Annotated in this window: 20 protein-coding genes; 10 read left to right on the forward strand and 10 right to left on the reverse strand. The window is 61.8% G+C overall.

What is annotated here, in order from left to right:
- Window positions 1–35 precede the first annotated feature (35 nt).
- Window positions 36–470 (forward strand): hypothetical protein, encoded by a 435-nt coding sequence (locus tag CJ178_RS32850; RefSeq protein WP_095887595.1) that lies wholly within the window; start codon window positions 36–38, stop codon window positions 468–470.
- A 9-nt stretch (window positions 471–479) separates the two neighbouring features.
- On the opposite strand, the gene CJ178_RS21265 is transcribed toward CJ178_RS32850, so the two are convergent.
- The 3 genes from CJ178_RS21265 to CJ178_RS21275 form a co-directional block, all read right to left on the reverse strand.
- The gene (locus CJ178_RS21265) at window positions 480–1,295 is read right to left on the reverse strand and encodes a siderophore-interacting protein (protein WP_095887596.1); all 816 of its coding nucleotides are present in this window, start codon (window positions 1,293–1,295) and stop codon (window positions 480–482) included.
- A 142-nt stretch (window positions 1,296–1,437) separates the two neighbouring features.
- Window positions 1,438–2,055 carry a LuxR C-terminal-related transcriptional regulator gene (locus CJ178_RS21270; protein ID WP_033235378.1) on the reverse strand — a complete coding sequence of 206 codons (618 nt, stop codon included), beginning with the start codon at window positions 2,053–2,055 and terminating at the stop codon, window positions 1,438–1,440.
- Window positions 2,052–3,254 carry a sensor histidine kinase gene (locus CJ178_RS21275; RefSeq protein WP_095887597.1) on the reverse strand — a complete coding sequence of 401 codons (1,203 nt, stop codon included), beginning with the start codon at window positions 3,252–3,254 and terminating at the stop codon, window positions 2,052–2,054. Before CJ178_RS21275 ends, CJ178_RS21270 begins: the two co-directional genes overlap by 4 nt.
- Before the next feature lie 114 nt (window positions 3,255–3,368).
- Between CJ178_RS21275 and CJ178_RS21280 the strand changes: the two genes are divergently transcribed.
- The 3 genes from CJ178_RS21280 to CJ178_RS21290 all read left to right on the forward strand — a co-directional run bounded on the left by CJ178_RS21280 (window position 3,369) and on the right by CJ178_RS21290 (window position 5,702).
- Window positions 3,369–4,415, forward strand: a complete 1,047-nt coding sequence (locus CJ178_RS21280; RefSeq protein ID WP_179300795.1) for an ABC transporter permease — start codon at window positions 3,369–3,371, stop codon at window positions 4,413–4,415.
- Entirely contained in the window at window positions 4,412–5,152 is a 741-nt protein-coding gene (locus CJ178_RS21285; RefSeq protein ID WP_033235380.1) for an ABC transporter ATP-binding protein, read from the forward strand. Before CJ178_RS21280 ends, CJ178_RS21285 begins: the two co-directional genes overlap by 4 nt.
- Before the next feature lie 109 nt (window positions 5,153–5,261).
- Window positions 5,262–5,702, forward strand: coding sequence for a PAS domain S-box protein (locus tag CJ178_RS21290; protein WP_033235381.1), 441 nt, complete (start codon window positions 5,262–5,264; stop codon window positions 5,700–5,702).
- Here CJ178_RS21290 and CJ178_RS21295 read toward each other — a convergent pair whose 3' ends face one another.
- The gene (locus tag CJ178_RS21295; RefSeq protein ID WP_033235382.1) at window positions 5,703–6,341 is read right to left on the reverse strand and encodes a TetR/AcrR family transcriptional regulator; all 639 of its coding nucleotides are present in this window, start codon (window positions 6,339–6,341) and stop codon (window positions 5,703–5,705) included. It lies immediately after the preceding gene.
- 54 nt (window positions 6,342–6,395) lie between these two features.
- Between CJ178_RS21295 and CJ178_RS21300 the strand changes: the two genes are divergently transcribed.
- Window positions 6,396–7,331 (forward strand): hypothetical protein, encoded by a 936-nt coding sequence (locus CJ178_RS21300; protein WP_257013295.1) that lies wholly within the window; start codon window positions 6,396–6,398, stop codon window positions 7,329–7,331.
- Window positions 7,332–7,374: 43 nt separating this feature from the next.
- On the opposite strand, the gene CJ178_RS21305 is transcribed toward CJ178_RS21300, so the two are convergent.
- The gene (locus CJ178_RS21305) at window positions 7,375–8,379 is read right to left on the reverse strand and encodes an AraC family transcriptional regulator (protein ID WP_033235388.1); all 1,005 of its coding nucleotides are present in this window, start codon (window positions 8,377–8,379) and stop codon (window positions 7,375–7,377) included.
- Window positions 8,380–8,494: 115 nt separating this feature from the next.
- On the opposite strand from CJ178_RS21305, the gene CJ178_RS21310 reads away from it, so the two are divergent.
- From CJ178_RS21310 to CJ178_RS21325, 4 genes are all read left to right on the forward strand, one after another.
- Window positions 8,495–9,949 carry an aldehyde dehydrogenase gene (locus CJ178_RS21310; protein WP_095888085.1) on the forward strand — a complete coding sequence of 485 codons (1,455 nt, stop codon included), beginning with the start codon at window positions 8,495–8,497 and terminating at the stop codon, window positions 9,947–9,949.
- A 13-nt stretch (window positions 9,950–9,962) separates the two neighbouring features.
- Window positions 9,963–10,754, forward strand: coding sequence for a maleylpyruvate isomerase N-terminal domain-containing protein (locus CJ178_RS21315; RefSeq protein WP_095887599.1), 792 nt, complete (start codon window positions 9,963–9,965; stop codon window positions 10,752–10,754).
- A 61-nt stretch (window positions 10,755–10,815) separates the two neighbouring features.
- Window positions 10,816–11,652, forward strand: a complete 837-nt coding sequence (locus tag CJ178_RS21320) for an SDR family oxidoreductase (protein ID WP_033235391.1) — start codon at window positions 10,816–10,818, stop codon at window positions 11,650–11,652.
- Window positions 11,653–11,727: 75 nt separating this feature from the next.
- On the forward strand, window positions 11,728–12,825 hold the full coding sequence (locus CJ178_RS21325) for an NAD(P)-dependent alcohol dehydrogenase (RefSeq protein WP_095887600.1): 1,098 nt from the start codon (window positions 11,728–11,730) through the stop codon (window positions 12,823–12,825).
- A gap of 74 nt (window positions 12,826–12,899) precedes the next feature.
- On the opposite strand, the gene CJ178_RS21330 is transcribed toward CJ178_RS21325, so the two are convergent.
- The 3 genes from CJ178_RS21330 to CJ178_RS21340 all read right to left on the reverse strand — a co-directional run bounded on the left by CJ178_RS21330 (window position 12,900) and on the right by CJ178_RS21340 (window position 14,915).
- On the reverse strand, window positions 12,900–13,184 hold the full coding sequence (locus CJ178_RS21330; protein WP_033235393.1) for an SHOCT domain-containing protein: 285 nt from the start codon (window positions 13,182–13,184) through the stop codon (window positions 12,900–12,902).
- A complete protein-coding gene (locus tag CJ178_RS21335) occupies window positions 13,181–13,618 on the reverse strand; it encodes a DUF6325 family protein (RefSeq protein ID WP_033235441.1) in 438 nt (145 codons plus the stop codon). Before CJ178_RS21335 ends, CJ178_RS21330 begins: the two co-directional genes overlap by 4 nt.
- 82 nt (window positions 13,619–13,700) lie before the next feature.
- Window positions 13,701–14,915, reverse strand: coding sequence for a hypothetical protein (locus tag CJ178_RS21340; protein WP_257013296.1), 1,215 nt, complete (start codon window positions 14,913–14,915; stop codon window positions 13,701–13,703).
- Window positions 14,916–15,007: 92 nt separating this feature from the next.
- Between CJ178_RS21340 and CJ178_RS21345 the strand changes: the two genes are divergently transcribed.
- Window positions 15,008–15,595 carry a DinB family protein gene (locus CJ178_RS21345; protein ID WP_095887601.1) on the forward strand — a complete coding sequence of 196 codons (588 nt, stop codon included), beginning with the start codon at window positions 15,008–15,010 and terminating at the stop codon, window positions 15,593–15,595.
- Window positions 15,596–15,602: 7 nt separating this feature from the next.
- Here CJ178_RS21345 and CJ178_RS21350 read toward each other — a convergent pair whose 3' ends face one another.
- Together CJ178_RS21350 and CJ178_RS21355 are read right to left on the reverse strand one after the other, a co-directional pair.
- A complete protein-coding gene (locus tag CJ178_RS21350; protein ID WP_095887602.1) occupies window positions 15,603–17,162 on the reverse strand; it encodes a YfcC family protein in 1,560 nt (519 codons plus the stop codon).
- Window positions 17,159–18,535 carry a M20/M25/M40 family metallo-hydrolase gene (locus CJ178_RS21355; RefSeq protein WP_095887603.1) on the reverse strand — a complete coding sequence of 459 codons (1,377 nt, stop codon included), beginning with the start codon at window positions 18,533–18,535 and terminating at the stop codon, window positions 17,159–17,161. The genes CJ178_RS21350 and CJ178_RS21355 overlap by 4 nt, the downstream gene beginning before the upstream one ends.
- Between the last annotated feature and the right edge of the window lie 24 nt (window positions 18,536–18,559).

Genomic DNA, 18,559 nt, shown 5'->3' on the forward strand with positions numbered 1-18,559 from the left:
ACGTCAAACAAACACAAACAGTCCAGGAGGACAACATGTACGCCCCACACAACAACCCAGAAATGCAAGAACGCCGCGAAGACTGCGGACGTGGACACCAGCGCCGGGATCGCGGTCAACGCCGCGGATTCGGTGAAGGTCGCGGATTCGGCGGTCGCCCCGAAGGCTGGCCTGAAGGTCGTCCCGAAGGCCGACGCGGCGGAAATCCTGAAGGCCGACGCGGCCGAAATCCTGAAGGCCGACGCGGCCGTGGCGGACGCCCGGAGTTCACCGAGGCAAGTGCCGCACTTCGCACTGAGACGGGTCTTCTCCGAGGCGCCGTAGTTGCGGTAGCCACTGGCGGAACACCCGAGCAGGTAGCTCAGGCGCAGGCGATTCTTGCCGAAGCGCGGCGCGCGCTGTTCGAACTGCTGGCCCAGAAGCCGGCTGAAGCGCCCGCTGAAGAATCTGCCGAGACTTCGGCAGAGTGATCACCTCGCTCAGGCGCCGACGGTAACGTCCTCGCTGTTCATGCCGGAGACATGACCGTCGGCGCCCTCTCGCCAATAACCGACAACATTGTGCTTGTCGCGGGCGATTCCACGAACTTCCCTCAGATGCTTACGAATTCGTCGGCTTGTTGCGCTTTCGCACGCCACCCATGCGTAGGTATTCTCAGAAGCGGAGTCAGGGAACTCCACCTTCTCGACAGCATCGAAAAGTGCGCTCGGCGCCTTTCCGAGACCACTCCCCGTAAGCCACGTGTACGTGACTTCGCCGCGAGTGACTAATTCCTGTCGATCGTCTTCCGTTTCCACCTCGATGATCGCGTGTGCGACATCGCCTTCGCGGAGTTCTTCGACAATCCTGCCCAAACCCGGGAGTCCCGTTGCGTCTGCGACAAGCAGTTGCCAGCGTGGGCCGGCCGGGGCTTGGTAATGAGAGCGCGAACTATCGGACCAGAAAACGCCGAGTAGGTGTCCGGGTTCGGCCCGCAAGGCCCAATCCGCAGCAATACCGCCAGGGTGCACGACGAAGTCGATGTCGAGACGTCGCCCACCGTCGTGAACCTTGCGCACTGTGTAGTGCCGCCACGGCGGCTCGGTCCCCAGTTCGGCTTTGCCGTAGTCGGGATTGTTGAAGAACTCGTAATTCGCCTCTGTTTCACCGGGTTTCGGGAAGGCGAGGTCGATCCGCTCGTCACCCTGCCCGCCGGTCGGCCAATGCCAGTCGCCTTCGGCCTCGATGCTGATCCGCCGCATGTGCGGTGTCAGGGACACGACGGATACGACGCGGGCGGGCTCGCAGAAAGACATGCTTCGACCATAGGGTTTCGGCCTGTCGATGTGGGGACAGATGCTGTCGCAAGGAGGACATAGTCCCGCGGCTATAGGGTTCAGTCTCGGTGGACTGGGCCCTGGCGGGCATATATTCGAATCAAGAGGCATTTCGGACAGGTTAGATCGAGCCCAACTCCCGAGCCCGGGCGACCGCGGAGGTTCGTGACTTCACGCCCAGCTTGCCAAAAATGTGGACCAGGTGAGATTTGACCGTAGTCTCGCTGAGGAACAGTTCCTTGCCGATTTCGCGATTCGACTTTCCGGCCGCTACCAGCTTCAGAACCTCGATTTCTCGTGGGCTGAGGCTGGTTTCGGGTTTTCTGACCCGGGTCATCAACTTGGATGCGATTGCGGGAGAAAGAACGCTGTCGCCCGCAGCGGCAGAGCGGACCGCCGCGAGGAGTTCTGGCGGCGGAGTGTCCTTGAGTAGGTATCCGCTGGCTCCGGCTTCGACGGCGCTGAGGATATCTGCATCGGTGTCGTAATTCGTCACCACGAGTACGTGTGGCGGGTCAGGCAGTGCGCAGACGCTTCGGGTGGCGTCGACGCCTGATTTTCCAGGGCCGAACCGTAAATCCATGAGTACCAAGTCGACTGGTGTGGTGGCGCAGAATGCGATGGCTTCTTCGGCTGTTCCCGCTTCGCCGATTACTTCGATGTCGGGTTCACTCTCGAGGAGAGCGCGCAAACCCGCTCGCACGATGGCGTGATCGTCGGCCAGCAGTAAACGGATCATTCGTCGCCGATCTCGAGGGGGAAGGTCACGGTGACTGCAGTGTGCCCTGGCTCCGACTCGATGTCGAAGGTGCCGCCCTGGAGTTGGACGCGTCGCCGAATTGCGTTGAGTCCAAAAGATTCGGCGGGCCCGCGATCCAGGACCGAGATGTCGAAACCGACACCGTTGTCGACGATGTCGAGGCTGACGGTGTCCGTGGAATACGTGAGTGTCACGGCCATTCGAGTGGCGTGGGCGTGGCGAAGAACGTTCGCCACCGCGCCCTGAGCGATCCGGACGAGGGTTGCCTCGAGCGGCATCGGTAGCGCGATCGGCTCGCCTTCGACTACGGCACGGGCCTCGATGTGAGCGCTGGACGCGCGCTCGCAGATTCGGCCAAGGGCGTCGGACAGCGACTGACCATCCAGCGCTGCGGGTGTCAATTCCGCTATCAGTTGCCGGGTTTCGGCAAGGCTGTCTGCTGCAGCTTCGCGGGCGAGGCTGATCTGACGCACGGCAGGACTGTTCGGATCGGCGCGTTCTGCGGCATGCAGCAGCATCTGGATGCTCGAAAGACCTTGTGCAACAGTGTCGTGAATTTCGGCGGCCAGTCGCTCGCGTTCTGCAAGTTTGCCGGCATCTCGTGACGTCGACGCCAATTCCTCACGCGTGTTCATCAACTCGTCGATCAGGCGACCGCGCTCGGCGGCCTCCCGGTACAGCGCTTGATAGCCGAGTCCGATGGCAACCGCGACAGCGGCGCCGATCATCGGACCGATTGCCCCCGCGATGGACCATCCCCGGTGCAGACCTGTTCCGATCACCGCGACCGACGTCGCGGTCACTACCGCTACCAGGCTCCACGGGCGTCGTAGCAGGTGAACGTAGAGGAAGAACAGACCGAAAACGAGGTAGGCCGCCTCGGCGGACAACCCCATCAGAACTATCCACACGAGGGTCAGCATGGCCAGCCACCAGCGCGCGGCATTCCCGCGCAGGCGCTTGACCACCCCGAACAGATAGACCGCGGTGAAGATCACCGTCAAGGCGATGATGTACGGCATCAGTGCGGTTTCGTCGACGATCGCCCTCAGGAAAACAACGCCGGCCAGCGCAACAACCAGTATGTGCAGGCCGAGTTGGAGGCCGGCAAAGACAGGTGTGAGCGGTGATCGGTGCATCTCGCCCAGCTTAACCAGGTTCGGCGCCGCGCCATCCATCAAAAGTTGTAATCGCGGGTCCTACTTCGGTTGGCCGCGATGTCCGTCCGAGGTGCGATGGAAAGAGTGTGGATCAGCGGGAGTGTAGAGGCAAGCACAGGAAAGGAATTCACAGTGTTTGTCGCAATGAAGGACTTACGGGCAGCGCGAGGTCGTTTCGCGCTGATCTCGGCGGTGGTTCTGTTGGTTGCACTGCTGGTCAGCTTTCTCAGCGGTTTGACCGCCGGGCTACGCCATCAGAATGTTTCTGCCATCGAGTCGATGACGGCGGATACCGTCGTGTTCGCCGATACGGGGGCGGGTGCGTCGTTCGACGAATCGGCACTCACCGCTGATCAACTCGCAGCCTGGAGGGCAGGCGCGCAGACTGTGGATCCCGTCGGCATCGGCCGCGGTAAGGCCGGTGTGGTGGGCTCGAACCAGAAGTCGGTGGCGCTGTTCGGCGCTGACGGCGGTTTCGGCAACCGGACGCCCGACGCTCCGGGAACGGTGGTCCTCAGCGAGGGCGCCGCCCGGGACTTGGACGCAGCCGCCGGTGACCGAGTCAGCATCGGCTCCGAGGAGTTCACCGTCACGGCAGTTCGCGGCGATGACTGGTACAGCCACACTCCCGTCGTCTGGACGACACTCGCGGATTGGCAGGACCTGAATCCGCGCGGCGGGGTAGCAACAATTCTGGCTGTATCCGGCGCGTCGGATACTTCGGCAATCGACGATGCGGCATCAACAACGTCGACGACGGTGACCGGCTCGCTCGATGCCATCGGGTCGTACAAGTCCGAGAACGGGTCGTTGACCTTGATGACGGTGATGTTGCTCGCGATCTCGGCTCTCGTGATCGGCGCATTCTTCACGGTGTGGACGATCCAGCGCATGCCGGATATCGCAACGTTGAAAGCGCTCGGCGCGACGTCGGGTTCCTTGGTCCGCGACGCGCTCGGCCAGGCGTTCATCGTGCTTGTTGTCGGCGTTTCGCTCGGAATCGGCTTGACTGCGATCGCCGGTTCGGTGATCGGCGATTCGATGCCTTTCGTATTGGACGCGTCCACAACTCTGGTGCCCGCAGTGGCACTCATCGGGCTCGGCCTGCTCGGCGCCGCGTTTGCTCTTCGATTCCTCTTCACCACTGATCCGCTCACAGCACTAGGGAGTTCGCGATGACCTCTGCAGCCGGAAGCACCGTTCTCGACATCCAAAACGTCAACCTGACATTTCCCGACGGACAATCCCGCGTCACCGCTCTCGACGACGTGTCCCTGCGGCTCGATCGCGGGGAGATTGCCGCGATCACCGGCCCGTCGGGTTCGGGAAAATCCAGCCTGCTCGCGGTGGCGTCGACGCTTATTCGCCCGGACTCAGGCCACGTCTACCTGCGCACCGGCGGCGAAGCCACGGATCTTGCGACACTCGGCCGCCGCGACGCGTCCGAACTACGACGCACGTCCATCGGCATCGTGTTCCAGCAATCCAATCTGGTGTCGTCGTTGACGGCGCTCGAACAGCTCGAGGTGATGGCGCATCTGGGGCAGTCCGTGTTCACGTCGCGGGCGCGTCGCAAAGCTGCGAAAGCGAAAGCGATGGATTTGCTCGATGCGGTTGGATTGGCAGATCACAGCGGGAAGCGTCCAGGGCAACTGTCCGGTGGTCAGCGTCAGCGTGTGAATCTCGCGCGCGCCTTGATGAACGATCCGCAACTGTTGGTGGTGGATGAGCCCACGAGCGCGCTCGATCAGGAACGTGGCGCGGCGGTCATGGATTTGATCATCGGAGTCGTGCGAGAACACAATGCTGCAACTCTTCTCGTGACACACGACCGCGGACACCTGCATCGGATGGATAATGTTTATCGTGTGGTTGATGGATCCCTGACAGTCGATCGGGAGGTATTCGCGGCCTGACTGCGGGGGCGTGGTCTCCAGTGACCGTCGAAATTCCCCAACCGGAAGTCAACCGACAGATAGCTGGGACGCTAGACTGTTGCGACTGGGCAACATGAGAGGACGTGTTATGGAACGCCGCCGCAATGTTGCGCCGCCGACGCAATCACCGATCGCAGATCTCGAGCAGATGCCGCCGTTGATCCTGCTGGACAGATTGCCGGTCCCGGTGGTGGCTGTCCACCGCGACGGCAGCATTGTTTTTGCTAATCCGTCCTTTGCCGACATGCTCGGCTACCCGAAGAAAGCCGTCGCCGCCTTGCGTCTGCAGGACATCATGTACGACAAGGATGCCGACGACGTCAGTGCGGAGCAGGCTCACCGCGAGTTGAGTTCCGAGCCGGGTTCGATCAAGGAGTTTGTCCACGCCGACAGCACTTTGGTTCGCGCGACGGTCAGTCAATCGTTGCTTCGGCGTGACGACGACACAATCACTCTGGCAGTTTTCCACGACCTGACAGAGCGATTGTGGAACAACCCGCGTCATACCTTGGACAAACCAAACGCCTGATCACACGCGGCGCGGCCTGGACTTCTTCGCTTGGTCCAGGCCGAGGGTGGAGGCAAGTGTGCCGACCACCCATTCTTCGTATTGCTCTCCGGTCCACCCCGACTCGACCACGAGATCGGTATAGGTTTCGGCACTCGTCAAAGTGAGGGCGACGTTGATCGCGGTCTCGAGATCGACGGACGGGTCTTTCTCCACGAGCCCGATCATGAGGTGCTGTTGTACGGTTCTCCGCTGAGCGAGATTGGTTTGCCACAGCAGTGCCGCGTCCTCGTCAGCCGATGCGGCGGCGCGCAAGGCCAGCAGGATGTCTGCGGTTCGTTCGAGGATGAGTCGCCCGTGATGAACCTGAATGCGTAGTTGTCCGAGGGGATGTGGCGCACCGAGTGCTGCCGCCACCCACGGCCGATCCAGAGTGCTTATCCGAGCCTCGTCGCCGGCGACCTCGACTTCCAGCAGCGCCGACAATACGCTCGGCTTGTTGCCGAACACGAAGTAGACGCTTTGGACCGAAACGTCGGCCGCGTCGGCCAGTTGTTTGATAGTCGCTGCCGCGTATCCCGGATTGACGAAGACATGCCGCGCCGCCGCGATGATCTTCGATCGTGCGGTCGCCTGTGCCACTGTTTCTACCCCCACCATGCGCTGGAGTTTAGCTCTAGAGTGAAGCTCCAGCTACTCGGAGGGAACAAGAAAATGAAGGTCCTGGTTCTGGGCGGCTATGGCGCAGTGGGTGTCCCGCTGATGGAGGAGTTCCGTACGGACCCCGCCGTGTCAGCGTTTTCTGCCGGGCGCAACGCCGCTCGCGCCGACGTGGCTGTCGATCTGACCGATCAGGACGCCTACTTTCGGGCCGTATCGGGCTACGACGTGGTGGTCAACGCGTCGGGATTCGAAGACGTCCGGTTGGCGCAGCAAGCAGTTCGCGGTGGAGCTACGTTTGTGGACATCACCGCGACGTCGGCGTACTGCGATGCATTGGAAAACGTCGACGGTCCCGTGCTGCTGGGTGTCGGATTAGCGCCGGGATTGACCAGTGTTCTTGCGGCGGAGGCACATCGACTCGGCAGCGGCCCGGTGGACATCATGGTAGGTCTTGGTGGCGGCGAACTTCACGGCCCCGCGGCCACGGCGTGGACGTACGGAATGTTGGGCGCCAGGTTTCGTGATCCGAGCGGTGAACTCGTCCGCAACTACACGGGAATGAAGGTATTCGACGTCCCGGCCGAGGCGCCTGGCTACCGCAAGGGTCCAGCAGTGCGCGCGGACTTCTCCGATCAACATGCTTTGACGCGTGATCTCGGCGTGCCGGTGAGAACCTACTTGCGTCTGGATACCTCGGTGGCGACGCTCGGTTTGGCCGCGATGACGTGGGCACCGCCCTTGCAGAAAGTCGTTCCCAAGAAGATGTGGGGTTCGGATCGCTGGATTGTCATGGCCCGCACCGAAACCGGCCCGACGCTGTGGGCGTTCGGCCGGAGTCAATCGGCTGCGACAGCCATGATCGCTGCGCGCGCCGTGGACGTCATTCGTCAGTCTCCGATTGCGCGACCGACGTGGCTTCATTCGGTGGAGTCGACTGAGTCGCTACAGGCGGGTATTCCAGCATTGGTGGTCAGGCAGGAATCGTAATGGAAATGATTTCCATTACGATGTCGCTGTGCAAACTACGCAATCAACTGCTGCGCCCGGTCAATTCCCTCCGCTTCGCGAGTGGCGTTGTGGAGAACCACCGCTTACAGCTCCGGGTCAAGGTGCTCGGTTCGGAATAGCCAAGTTGCCGTGACACTGCGGAGACCGGGACGTTCGGGTTGGCGAGCAGGCTGAGAGCGAGTTCGCGCCGCGAATCATCGACGAGTGATTCGAAAGTTCTGCCTTCAGAGGCCAGCCGTCTCTGCAGTGTTCGCGGGTGCAGCATCATCAATGTCGCGACTTGCTTCAGTGTAGCCACGCCTGCGGGCAGGGACCGCACGATCAACGCCGACACCGCGTCGTAAAACGCCACATTCGGATCTCGACCCGCCATGAAACGCACAGCAACGCCGTACGCCAACGGATCCACCCGGGGCAGCTGACGATGCATGACTCCGCGCGGAAAGGTCAACAGATTCCGGTCTGAGCCGAACTCGACCGAGCACCCGAAATATTCGATGTACCTGTGCAGTTCGGAGATGCGCGGATGCTGGAATGAGATGTGCGTCGGATGAAAATCCGGGCCCGCCATCATCCTGAACGTCTGGAGCGTCACTCCCATCGCCAGTTCCACGACGTGCGAACGGTACGGCAGTCGATGCAGCACGGTGTCGAGCCCATAGGACACGTCGGTGTCGCCGATCGTCAGATCGACGGCCAACGCTGGGCTGTACACGTGGGCATAGCGGGCGACGTCGTGCAACGCGTCGCCGATCGTCTCGGCACTGCGGGCCGCGATGGCGACCGGACCGAGGATGTCCGGGTCTTGTCTGCTCGCAAGCCTGAGGGCGAAATCCGGAACCCCAAGCTCCTGTGCGCATTGTCCGAGCAAGGTGGACAACGCACTGAACGGAACGAAGCTGTCGTAGGTGCCGATCATGGCCGGATCGATGCCCACACGGTCACAGAACTCGTGGGGATCACCCCCGAGTTCGGAGATCAACTCGGGCAATCGCGTCAACGACGAAGCACTGATGAGATCCGCCATGTGTCGAAATGTAAATAAATTGGCGCGTGAAGTCAATTTAATCCTCGCGTGGGCAGTGATGATCGACACAGATGACTTGTTCAACGTCGAACGCCATCCTCGGAGGAGCCAGAAAATGACATCGCGCACCGACCACACCGCTCTGTTCATCGACGGAGTGTGGAGGACACCGGACAGTTCGGAAACCATCCCGGTTGTCTCACCTCTCACCGAGCAGGAGATAGGTTCGTTCCCCGCATCCACGACGACGGACGTCGACGCGGCGGTGACATCGGCTCGAAACGCGTTGCGGCGGAGCGACTGGGCGGAACTTTCCCCCACCGAACGTGCAGACGCCATTCGCAGATTCGCCGACGAACTCGAGAAACGAGCCGAGGACCGCGCGACGACGGTCACTCACCAGAACGGCATGCCCATCGAACTCGCCCGATTCGCCGAGGGCGCCGCACCCGTCCAACTCTTGCGCTATTACGCAAACCTCGCCGAGTCGACGCCCCCCGAGGAACGACGCGTCAGCCAACCGATGCCGGGCACGACGATCGTGCGACGCGAGCCCATCGGCGTCGTCGCTGCCATCGCGCCCTGGAACTTCCCTGCGGTGCTGTCGATGTTCAAGATCGCTCCGGCTCTAGCGGCGGGTTGCACCGTCGTATTGAAACCGTCGCCCGAAACCACTTTGGACTCTTACGTATTGGCTGAAGCCGCCATTGCGGCCGACCTTCCTGCGGGCGTCATCAACGTCGTGACGGGTGGACCGGAGATCGGCCGGTATCTCGTGGCGCATCCTGGGATCGACAAGGTCGCGTTCACCGGATCCACCGCAGCCGGTCGACACATCGGCGAGGTGTGTGGCGGAATGCTTCGCCCCGTCACCCTGGAGTTGGGCGGTAAGTCGGCAGCCCTGGTTCTGGACGACGCGGATGTCGAGCAGACGGTAACCGGTCTCGCGACGGCATCTTTGCTCAACAGCGGGCAGACCTGCTACATGTCGACTCGAATCTTGGTCCCGCGCAGCCACAGTCGGACCTACATCGATGCCATCACTGCCATGGCGGCGGGTCTGCAGGTCGGCGATCCGATGGACCCGTCGACCTTTGTCGGCCCCATGGTGAGCGCTAGGCAACGCGATCGCGTGCTGTCCTTGATCGAGCAGGGTCGTTCCGAGGGCGGAACCATCACAACCGGTGGTGGACGTCCTACCGACCTCGACACGGGATTCTTTGTGGAGCCCACCGTGTTCGCCGACGTGAACAACGCCAGCACAATCGCCCGGCAGGAGGTATTCGGGCCGGTGCTGTCCGTCATTTCCTATGACGACGTCGATGATGCGCTCGCACTTGCCAACGACTCCGAGTACGGACTCGGTGGGACGGTGTGGACCTCCGACGAGGAACGCGGAATCGAAATTGCCCGGCGCGTCGAGACAGGCTCGTTCGGCGTCAACACCTTCAACCTCGACTGGGGTTCACCGTTCGGTGGAGTCAAAGCCAGCGGTGTGGGCCGCGAACTCGGTCCAGAAGGACTCGCGTCGTACCAGCAGCTCAAATCCATCTTCCTCGCATCCTCTTGAGAATCGAGTCACCATGTCCGAGGCAGGACTCGCCGGCGCCCGCGCGCTGGCAGAAAACACAGTCAAAATCGCCGAGCAGTTCGGGACCGCCGAATGGGAAGCCGACAGTGCGTGCCACGGCTGGCGCGTTCACGACCTCGTTGGCCACATGGCGTTCTTCTTCAACTTCATCGCCGATCCGGACCTCGTGTTCCCGCCGAACCCCAGTGGAATGTCCGAGCGGCTCAACGACGCTGCTGTTCGCGAGCGCGCAGATCTACCGCACGAGCAGATTCTGGACTACTACCGGGAACAGTCCGCAGCAGGTCTCGCGACGCTAACCGCGCTGCAGGGCGAAGAGCTTCGCGACAACACACTCGAGATGCTCGACCTCGGGACCTATCGTCTGCATCAGCTCAGCGACGCGGTGTCGTTCGACCATCTCGTTCATCTGACGTCGGATCTTCTGGCACCGTTCGGACCGATCTCTCACGGGGATGTCGACGTGGCGGCTGCTATCGACCCGGCGATCGACTGGATGGTCTCAGGACTGCCACAGATGTGCGGCGAAGCCGTCGCCGCCGCATTGACATCGCCTGTGGCACTTCGACTCACCGGTGCCACCGAGCGCACTTTCGTCCTGGCCCGTGGCGGCGAAGGAGTCGCCGTCACCGAAACCGGCGACGTGCCCGAGAACATCGCGACGACCCAGGCCACCGATTTCCTGCGATGGGGGACCACCCGATCTGCATGGCGGTCCGCGGTCGAGGTTTCCGGCGATCGGAAGACCGTCGCGGCGGTTCTCGATGCCATCAACATTGTGTGATCCACACAGGCGACATCGTGTGACCCACACAGAACTCAATTTCGAAGAAATGGGAAAAGTAATGTCTCAATACTTGCAGGACAAGGTCATTCTCATCACCGGCGCGGGCGGTGGGTTCGGTCAGCTCATCGCCGAGAAGGTGGCAGCGCAGGGTGCCAAAGTCGTCGGCGTCGACATCAACGAAGCCGGTCTGAAGGCTGTGTTCGACGGTATCGCGGCAGCGGGGTTCACTGGCACCTACAAGGTTGCCGACGTCACCGATATGGACCAGGTCGTTGCTGCAGCACAGCACGGAATTGCGGAATTCGGAGCGCTCGACGTACTCGTCAACAACGCCGGGGTTATGCCTCTCGCCTACTTTGCCGACCACGAGCGTGCATGGCAGAAGTGGCACAAGGCAATTGACATCAACATCAAGGGCGTCGTCAACGGAATCTCCGCCGTCTACGACCAGATGATCGAACAGGGTCGCGGCCAGGTCGTCAACATCTCGTCGATCTTCGGCAACGCAGGCATCGACGGTTCCGGCGTCTACAGCGCGACAAAGGCTGCAGTCACCACGATCTCGGATTCGCTGCGAATCGAGGCCAAGGGCAAGATCAAGGTCACGACGGTCAAGCCAACTGGCGTGACAGGCACCAACCTGGCGAGCTGGATCGTCAACGAGAAAGCGATCCTCGGGCTCACCGGTCAGCGCGCCGGCATCTACATGGAGAACGTCGGTCACCTGACCGAGGGCACCATGCGTCCCGAGCAGAAGGACGTCGACTCGATCGAATACTGGCTCATCAAGCCCGACGATCTAGCCGATGCTGTTGTTCACGTCATCGATCAACCGTGGGGCATCAGCATCAGTGACATTACCGTCCGCGCCAGCGGCGAGGACTACTTGTACTGACGGGCGCTCACAACGCCGACAGACCAAATCGATCTGTCTCACCACTGTCACTGACTCGAAAGACGCAGGAAAGCAATGAAAATCGAAGCAGCCGTCCTCCGTGGCGAAGAAACCCCCTTCAGTATCGAGGACCTCGAGTTGGCCGACCCGACCCCGCATGAGGTCCTTGTCCGGATCGTCGGTGCCGGCCACTGCCACACCGATGTATTACCCAGGGCCGCAGCAGGGTTCGGAACCCCACCGATTGTTCTCGGACACGAAGGCGCCGGAATCGTGGAAGCCGTCGGATCCGCGGTGCAGACCGTCGCAGTCGGTGACCACGTTGTCCTGAGCTTCGACTCCTGCGGCACCTGCGCCAACTGTCTCGACGCTCACCCGGCGTACTGCGACACCTTCCTGGCCCGCAATCTCGTCGGCAACGCCCTCGACGGCTCCACCCCGCTGACCGACACCGCCGGAAAACCCGTCGCCGGAAGATGGTTCGGCCAGTCGTCCTTCGCCACCCACGCGGTCGTCGACGCGCGTAACGCCGTGGTCGTCGACAAAGAACTGCCGCTGGAATTGCTCGGCCCCCTCGGATGCGGAATTCAAACCGGCGCCGGTGCAGTTCTCGAAGTGCTCCAGGTGCGTCCCGGTGAAGGCATCGTCATCGTCGGCGCGGGTGCAGTCGGCCTGTCCGCGGTCATGGCCGCCAAGGTCGCCGGCGCCGGACCGATCATCGCTGTCGACTTGAACAGCGACAGGCTCGAACTGGCCCGCGAACTCGGTGCCACGGACACGATCGTCCCCGGTGCAGGTGATCTGACAGAACAGATCCGGGCGATTGCTCCGGCCGGAGTCCGATACGGCCTCGACACCACCGGGCTACCCACCGTCATCGCGGCTACCCTTGATGCCCTTGCTCTGCGCGGCACTCTGGGACTGGTCGGCGTGCAACAGGGCGATTTGATGATCGCACCACTTGCTCTGACTGCCGGTCGCACCATCACCGGCATCCTCGAAGGTGACGCCAACCCGCACACCTTCATCCCCACCCTGATCGCACTGTGGCGGGCCGGACAATTCCCCTTCGACCGCCTCGTCACTACTTTCCCTCTCTCCGAGATCAATGCCGCCGAAAAGCGCGCTCTCGCGGGGGAAATCGTCAAACCGATACTTCTCCCGGGCATCTAGTTCGCTCGCGCATAAGGTCTCGAAGTAAGGGCTGTGCTCATCCCCGCAATCGGCGGGGATGAGCACGATGACGCTCAGTTCCCGAGAACCCGGGCCTTCTGGGTGTCGAACTCGGCGTCGGTGAGGATGCCGGCGGCTTTGAGCTCGCCGAGCTTGGTGAGTTGTTCGATCTTCGCGTCCATCGATGCTGCCGGCGCAACCTGAGGCGGCAGCGGCGGCAGATCCGGGATCGGTGGAACAGCCTGTGCTGCTGCCTTGGCCTGATCTTCTGCTGCCCAGCGAGTTCGCTGGCGGCGCTGAACATTTCCGTGGATGGAGCTCGCGACAGCTACTCGGCTGGCCCGCCTGAGGAAGCTCATTCGTTGTTCTCCGTTTCATTCAAGGCATCGGCCAGTTCGTCGACTGAAATGTGACCTTCGGTGATCACTCGGGCACCGCTGCGAACCCACGCATCCAGAACGGGGAGCACAGTCAACTCCTCGTAGACGAGAACCGCTGCAACACTTCCGGCGGCGATGTCCTCGCCCACGGCGGCGATGTCGCCGGCGTCGAGCAATCCGGACGCGGCACCGTCGAACTGGGACAGATCAAAGTCTGCGAGGTCGAACGTGGATGCCGGAACCACGCGCAGCGAGTTGTCCGCAGCTTTGACAACAAACTCGAGATCGAGAATGCGGATGGTTCCGTTGTCGACGATCTCGAGCAACTGCTCGAAACCGTCGGCAGTTACTGCGCCGTCGGGAAACTCGACGGCAACATATTCGATAGGACCGAACTGGTCTTGACTGGCCATCAGTTCTCTTGTTCCTTCTTCGAGGTCGGTGTTCCGGCCTGGTGAAATGATCATCTGCAACTTTAGTCCGACTGTCTGGTTTCTACGCTTTCACGGTTTCGGCAGCGTCGCGATAGACGATCATCTCGCGCTGCAACGCACGACGGAACCGCGGCTGCTCGGCCAGCAGCACTGCCAGCACCGTCAGGAGTAACCACGTCGCGGCGGCGCTCGCAACCAGCATGAGCACCGGAATCCACGGCCCACCCATCTGCTCGAGTAGCGTCGTCTTGGCCCAAACACGCCAGTACAGCATGAGATTGACGACCAACCCGACACCGTACGAGATGGCGAAGGAGAGCATGAAGGGTTTCCACGTGCCGTCGTAGCGACGTTCGAGAATCGGTTCGGCGCGCAACGGCAAGCTCACCGACATGACGTTGGCGACTCCGAGCCACAGCAGGGTCATGGTCAGGACCTGCCCACAGGCTTTCAACAATTCGGTGCTGTTTCCGGCGCGCCATGACAGAACGACGCTGAGAACAAAGCCGGCGGCGCCGACGAGGATCAGCATCACGATGTTCTTGGCGACCAGCACATGCCACAGGCGGGTACCACCGGAGAGCGCGGCGCGCACCCGGCCGGCGTCGAAGCTCAGTGCATTGGTGCAGACCACACTGCCGATGACCCCTGACAATGCGTACAGAGCCAGATAGGGCAGTCGGTCTTCCTTGCTGTCCCACTGGAAAAGTCGGATGAACGCCAGATACGCGAACCCTAGCCCGAGGCTCAGGCCCAGACGGAACGCAATGGATCGAGGTTTCCCGTTGAATACGTGTCGGAATTCCTCGCGAATACGGCTGCCGAGGTCCTGCATGTGCCGAACCGCGGGGTTACCGGCCGCGAGCGGGACATAGCCGCGGATCGCAGCGGCAACGTCGTCACTATCGCCGGCATCGAGGGCGGCGACACGAGCTTCGAGAACTGCGAGATGTGCTGCTTCGAGCGCAATCCGGGCGGTGGTGACCGCTGCTACCGCGTCAGCTTCTGCTTGAGCTGCAGCGCCGATGCTGGCGTCGGCCGGCAGGGGTGGCTGAAGGCGGGTGATCAGTTCGAGTTGGCGGGCCATGTGCGGTGACGGCGAGAGGCCGCTGTACGTCGGTTGGTTCAGTGCCGCTCGATCCTTGTCCAACACATCCCGGGCACCGATCGCAGCCTTTTCCACTGCAGTTCGGCTCTGCCATCGGACCGAACGTACTTCGGCTTCGGCCGCGAGGGCCCGCGACGCCACTTCGGCCAGATCTTCGACCGCGGTCAACTGCTCACTCCACTCGGTAGTTGTTATGGGGAAATCAGCTCTCCTGCGCACTATCTCACGCAAGGGCAGGCATCGGTGCAACACTGACAGGCATGACAAGCGTGCAAGACAAGGACGATCTGCAGCGATACCTTCAGTCGGCACGGGACGCCTTGCTCTGGAAGCTCGAAGGGTTGTCCGAGTACGAGATCCGGCGACCGATGACGCATACAGGCACCAACCTGCTGGGATTGGTCAAGCACATGATCGGCGTCGAACTCGGGTACTTCGGCCCGGTGTTCGGACGCCGGGTGCCGGACCTGCCGCAGTGGTTGCGCTCGGACGAGCCCAATGTCGATATGTGGGCCCGCGCAGACGAATCCAGGGATTTCATACTCGACACGTACCGTCGCACGTGGGTCTTTTCGGATGCCACGATCAATGAGCTGGATCTTGATGCACCGGGCGAGGTGAAGACATGGCCGCTGGAACTCCGTGACGTCACCCTGCACCAGGTACTCGTGCACGTTGTCACGGAAATTCATCGTCATGTCGGCCACGCCGATATTGTGCGCGAAATGATCGACGGCGCTGCAGGTCTGCGATCCGACAACGCCAACGTGGCGCCGGGTGATCAGGCGTGGTGGGCCGAATATCGAGACCGCCTCGAACAGGCAGCTCGCAGCGCCGACCACGCCTGACCCATTTCTACTCGAGAACCGCGGCGGCGCCGATCACGACGACCACGATCACGAAGTTGATCAACAGTAGCGGCCAGACGAAGCGCAGGAACTTGTCGTAACCGACCTTGGCCATTGCGAGTCCACCGACAACGACGACGTTGGTGGGTGCAACCATCAGCATCAGGCCGTGGCCCATCTGGAAGGCCGTGATCACCAAAGACCTACTGACTCCGGCAAAATCACCCAGCGGTGCCAGCAGTGGCATTGCGAGGGTGGCGTGTCCCGAGCTGGACGGAATCAGGAAGGCCAGTGGAATGTTCACGAGCATCACGAGGATCGCGAAAACACCCGCGGACGCGCCGGACACCAACTGTTCCATCGCATTGAGGATGGTGTCGAGGGTTTCGGTGTTGGTCATGATTACGGAGACGCCGCGCGCGAGCAGGATGACGATGGCGGGCCCCACCATGTCGCCGGCGCCACGGGTGATCAGTGAGACGGTCTTCTTCTCGCCCATCTTGGCGACGATGCCGACGAGGACGGCTGCGAGGATGAACAGCATCGCCAGTTGCGGGAACCACCAGTTCAATTCGAACCAGTATGGCTCGGTGGCGGTGACGTGGTACGCGTCGTACTCGGCCGGCCCGGTGGTACCGCCGAAGATGCTAGACCACGGGATGACGGAGAAGATCATCAAACCGAAGGTGAGTCCGGTGATGACGAGGACCAGTTTCTGAATTCCGGTCAGCTTGCTGTCGATGTCGACAGGTGGTGCCGCCTCTTCTTCCTCGTCGTCGATGTCGAATCCGACGAGCGAGGTGGCCGGATCCTTCTTCACCTTGGCTGCGTAGCGAAGTACGAATACCACTGCCACTGCGGTCAATACGATCCACAGGATGACACGCAGGACGATGCCGTCGCCGATGGAGACGCCGGCTTCACCGGACGCGACGCCGATCGAGAACGGGTTGACGGTCGACGCCATGTTGCCGACGAGTGCGCCGAGGATGATCATCGTTGCCGCGACCATGCGGTCGTAGCCGAGAGCCGTCATCAGGGGGATGAGGAGCGCGTAGAAGCCGAACGTTTCGACGGAGAACCCCATGGTCGATCCGAGCAGCGAGAACAGCACCATGATGACGGTGATGAGCAGCCAACCCTTGTCGCTGAGCTTGGTAGCTAGTTGCGAGACAGCGGTTTCGAGGCTGCGAGTGGCGAAACTGACGGAGATGAATGCACCGAGGGCCATGATGAACAGAACGACGCCGACAGATCCGAAAAGCCGACCGATGTTGTCGGTGTCGACAAATCCGGTGAGTGGATCCTGGACACCGTAGAGGCCGTTGACGGGGGAGAGAATCAGCTGCTGGATGCGTTCGAAGAAAGTCAGCGGGGACGTGACGGTTTCGAAGCTACCGGGGACGGGTGATCCGTCGACGTCGACACCGAAGCGTCCGGCCGGAATGAACAGGGCGGCAATCCATACCAGTACCGTGACGATGGCCAGCATCGTGACGGCGCCGGGAAACTCGAACTTCTTCTTCGCCGGGGTGTGCGCGGCGCCTTCTTCGGTCTTGGTGCTCATTTCTTTCCTTCGAATGTGCGGGCGTACTCCTGGAAGAACAGAGCTTTCGCGACAACGGCCTTTTCGAATTCGTCGAGAAGCACACGCTCGTTGGGGCCGTGAATATTTGCGTACCCGTCGGTTGCGCCGAAGAGCAGTTTCTCGGCGGTGGGCACGGCAGTGTCGAGAGCCATCACGATCGGGATGGAACCGCCGCCGGCCATCTGTCCGGCTTCGCCGTCCCAGGACTCCGAGAGCGCGAACATGGCCGCGTCGAATGCGGGGCCGCCCTGTTCTGCAGCAAAGCCGTCCCCGGTTTCTCCGGCTTTGACGTCGAGTTCGAGGCCGAACGGGCGTAGTGCCTGTAAGTGCCGGACCAGTGCTGCCTGCGCTTCGGAAGCAGGCTGACGCGGATGCACGCGCAGGTTGATCACTGCGCGTGCGGTGCTCGCGACGGCGTTGACTGCGCCGTCGACGGGCGGTGCGTCGATTCCGGTGACGGTGATCGCCGGACCGGACCAGATCCGTTCACCGATTCCGCCGGTGCCGAGGAGGGGGAGTCCGTCACGTACTTCGGCGAGGGTGCGGAATTCTTCGTCGGTGTAGCTGCTTCCCGTCCATTCCTCGCGCAGCAGACCGTCGACGGCGACATCACCGTTGTCGTCGTGCAGCGATGCCAGTGCGCGGATGAGCGCGAGGCGCGCGTCGGGAGCGGCACCGCCGTAGAGGCCGTTGTGTTTGTCGGCTCCGAGAGTGGTCAGTTCCACGATCACCTGGGCGGATCCGCGCAATGCGACGGTCAGGGTGGGTGATCCGGGGCGAACACTTCCCACATCGGCGATCACCATGGCGTCGGACTGGAAGAGTTCCGGGGCTTCGGGCGGATAATTGTCGAAGGGGCTGCCGAATTCTTCCTGGCCTTCGATGACGAGTTTGACTGTCACAGGCGGTTTTCCGTCGAAGACGCGAAGCGCCCCGATCATGCCGATCACGTTTGCCTTGGAATCCGCCGTCCCGCGGCCGTAGAGCGCGCCGTCGCGTTCGGTGGGCTCGAAGGGTGGTGTGTCCCACAGCTCGAGGTCTTCGGCGGGAACGACGTCGTAATGCGAGTACATGAGAACCGTGGGCGCCCCAACCGGTCCTGGGATGGTCGCAATGATGACAGGTGCCGTCTTACCCGGAATTTCGAGACGATCGATCTGGGTGACCCCGGATTTCTCCAAGAGCGACACGATGAAATCGTGGGCCTCGAAGAGTGGTGCTGCGGGATAGCCATCGGTCGCGATCGACGGTATCCGTACCAGTTCGATCAATTCCGATCGAAGCGCAGGCATCAAATCTGCCGCAGCGTTCTTGATCTGAAGAGGCGTCATCGGCCCAGCGTTTTCGGGCATCGCTTGATCTCCTTCTGGAGCAAA

The organism is Rhodococcus sp. ACPA4, from assembly GCF_002300185.1.
In the GTDB taxonomy this organism is placed as follows: domain Bacteria; phylum Actinomycetota; class Actinomycetes; order Mycobacteriales; family Mycobacteriaceae; genus Rhodococcus_F; species Rhodococcus_F globerula.

Bases quoted from the DNA above. Each gene is read 5' to 3' on its own strand.
- CJ178_RS32850 (WP_095887595.1), top strand. From the start codon at position 36: ATGTACGCCCCACACAACAACCCAGAAATGCAAGAACGCCGCGAAGAC.
- CJ178_RS21265 (WP_095887596.1), bottom strand. From the start codon at position 1,295: ATGTCTTTCTGCGAGCCCGCCCGCGTCGTATCCGTCGTGTCCCTGACA.
- CJ178_RS21270 (WP_033235378.1), bottom strand. From the start codon at position 2,055: ATGATCCGTTTACTGCTGGCCGACGATCACGCCATCGTGCGAGCGGGT.
- CJ178_RS21275 (WP_095887597.1), bottom strand. From the start codon at position 3,254: ATGGATGGCGCGGCGCCGAACCTGGTTAAGCTGGGCGAGATGCACCGA.
- CJ178_RS21285 (WP_033235380.1), top strand. From the start codon at position 4,412: ATGACCTCTGCAGCCGGAAGCACCGTTCTCGACATCCAAAACGTCAAC.
- CJ178_RS21290 (WP_033235381.1), top strand. From the start codon at position 5,262: ATGGAACGCCGCCGCAATGTTGCGCCGCCGACGCAATCACCGATCGCA.
- CJ178_RS21295 (WP_033235382.1), bottom strand. From the start codon at position 6,341: ATGGTGGGGGTAGAAACAGTGGCACAGGCGACCGCACGATCGAAGATC.
- CJ178_RS21300 (WP_257013295.1), top strand. From the start codon at position 6,396: ATGAAGGTCCTGGTTCTGGGCGGCTATGGCGCAGTGGGTGTCCCGCTG.
- CJ178_RS21305 (WP_033235388.1), bottom strand. From the start codon at position 8,379: ATGGCGGATCTCATCAGTGCTTCGTCGTTGACGCGATTGCCCGAGTTG.
- CJ178_RS21310 (WP_095888085.1), top strand. From the start codon at position 8,495: ATGACATCGCGCACCGACCACACCGCTCTGTTCATCGACGGAGTGTGG.
- CJ178_RS21315 (WP_095887599.1), top strand. From the start codon at position 9,963: ATGTCCGAGGCAGGACTCGCCGGCGCCCGCGCGCTGGCAGAAAACACA.
- CJ178_RS21320 (WP_033235391.1), top strand. From the start codon at position 10,816: ATGTCTCAATACTTGCAGGACAAGGTCATTCTCATCACCGGCGCGGGC.
- CJ178_RS21325 (WP_095887600.1), top strand. From the start codon at position 11,728: ATGAAAATCGAAGCAGCCGTCCTCCGTGGCGAAGAAACCCCCTTCAGT.
- CJ178_RS21330 (WP_033235393.1), bottom strand. From the start codon at position 13,184: ATGAGCTTCCTCAGGCGGGCCAGCCGAGTAGCTGTCGCGAGCTCCATC.
- CJ178_RS21335 (WP_033235441.1), bottom strand. From the start codon at position 13,618: ATGGCCAGTCAAGACCAGTTCGGTCCTATCGAATATGTTGCCGTCGAG.
- CJ178_RS21345 (WP_095887601.1), top strand. From the start codon at position 15,008: ATGACAAGCGTGCAAGACAAGGACGATCTGCAGCGATACCTTCAGTCG.
- CJ178_RS21350 (WP_095887602.1), bottom strand. From the start codon at position 17,162: ATGAGCACCAAGACCGAAGAAGGCGCCGCGCACACCCCGGCGAAGAAG.
- CJ178_RS21355 (WP_095887603.1), bottom strand. From the start codon at position 18,535: ATGCCCGAAAACGCTGGGCCGATGACGCCTCTTCAGATCAAGAACGCT.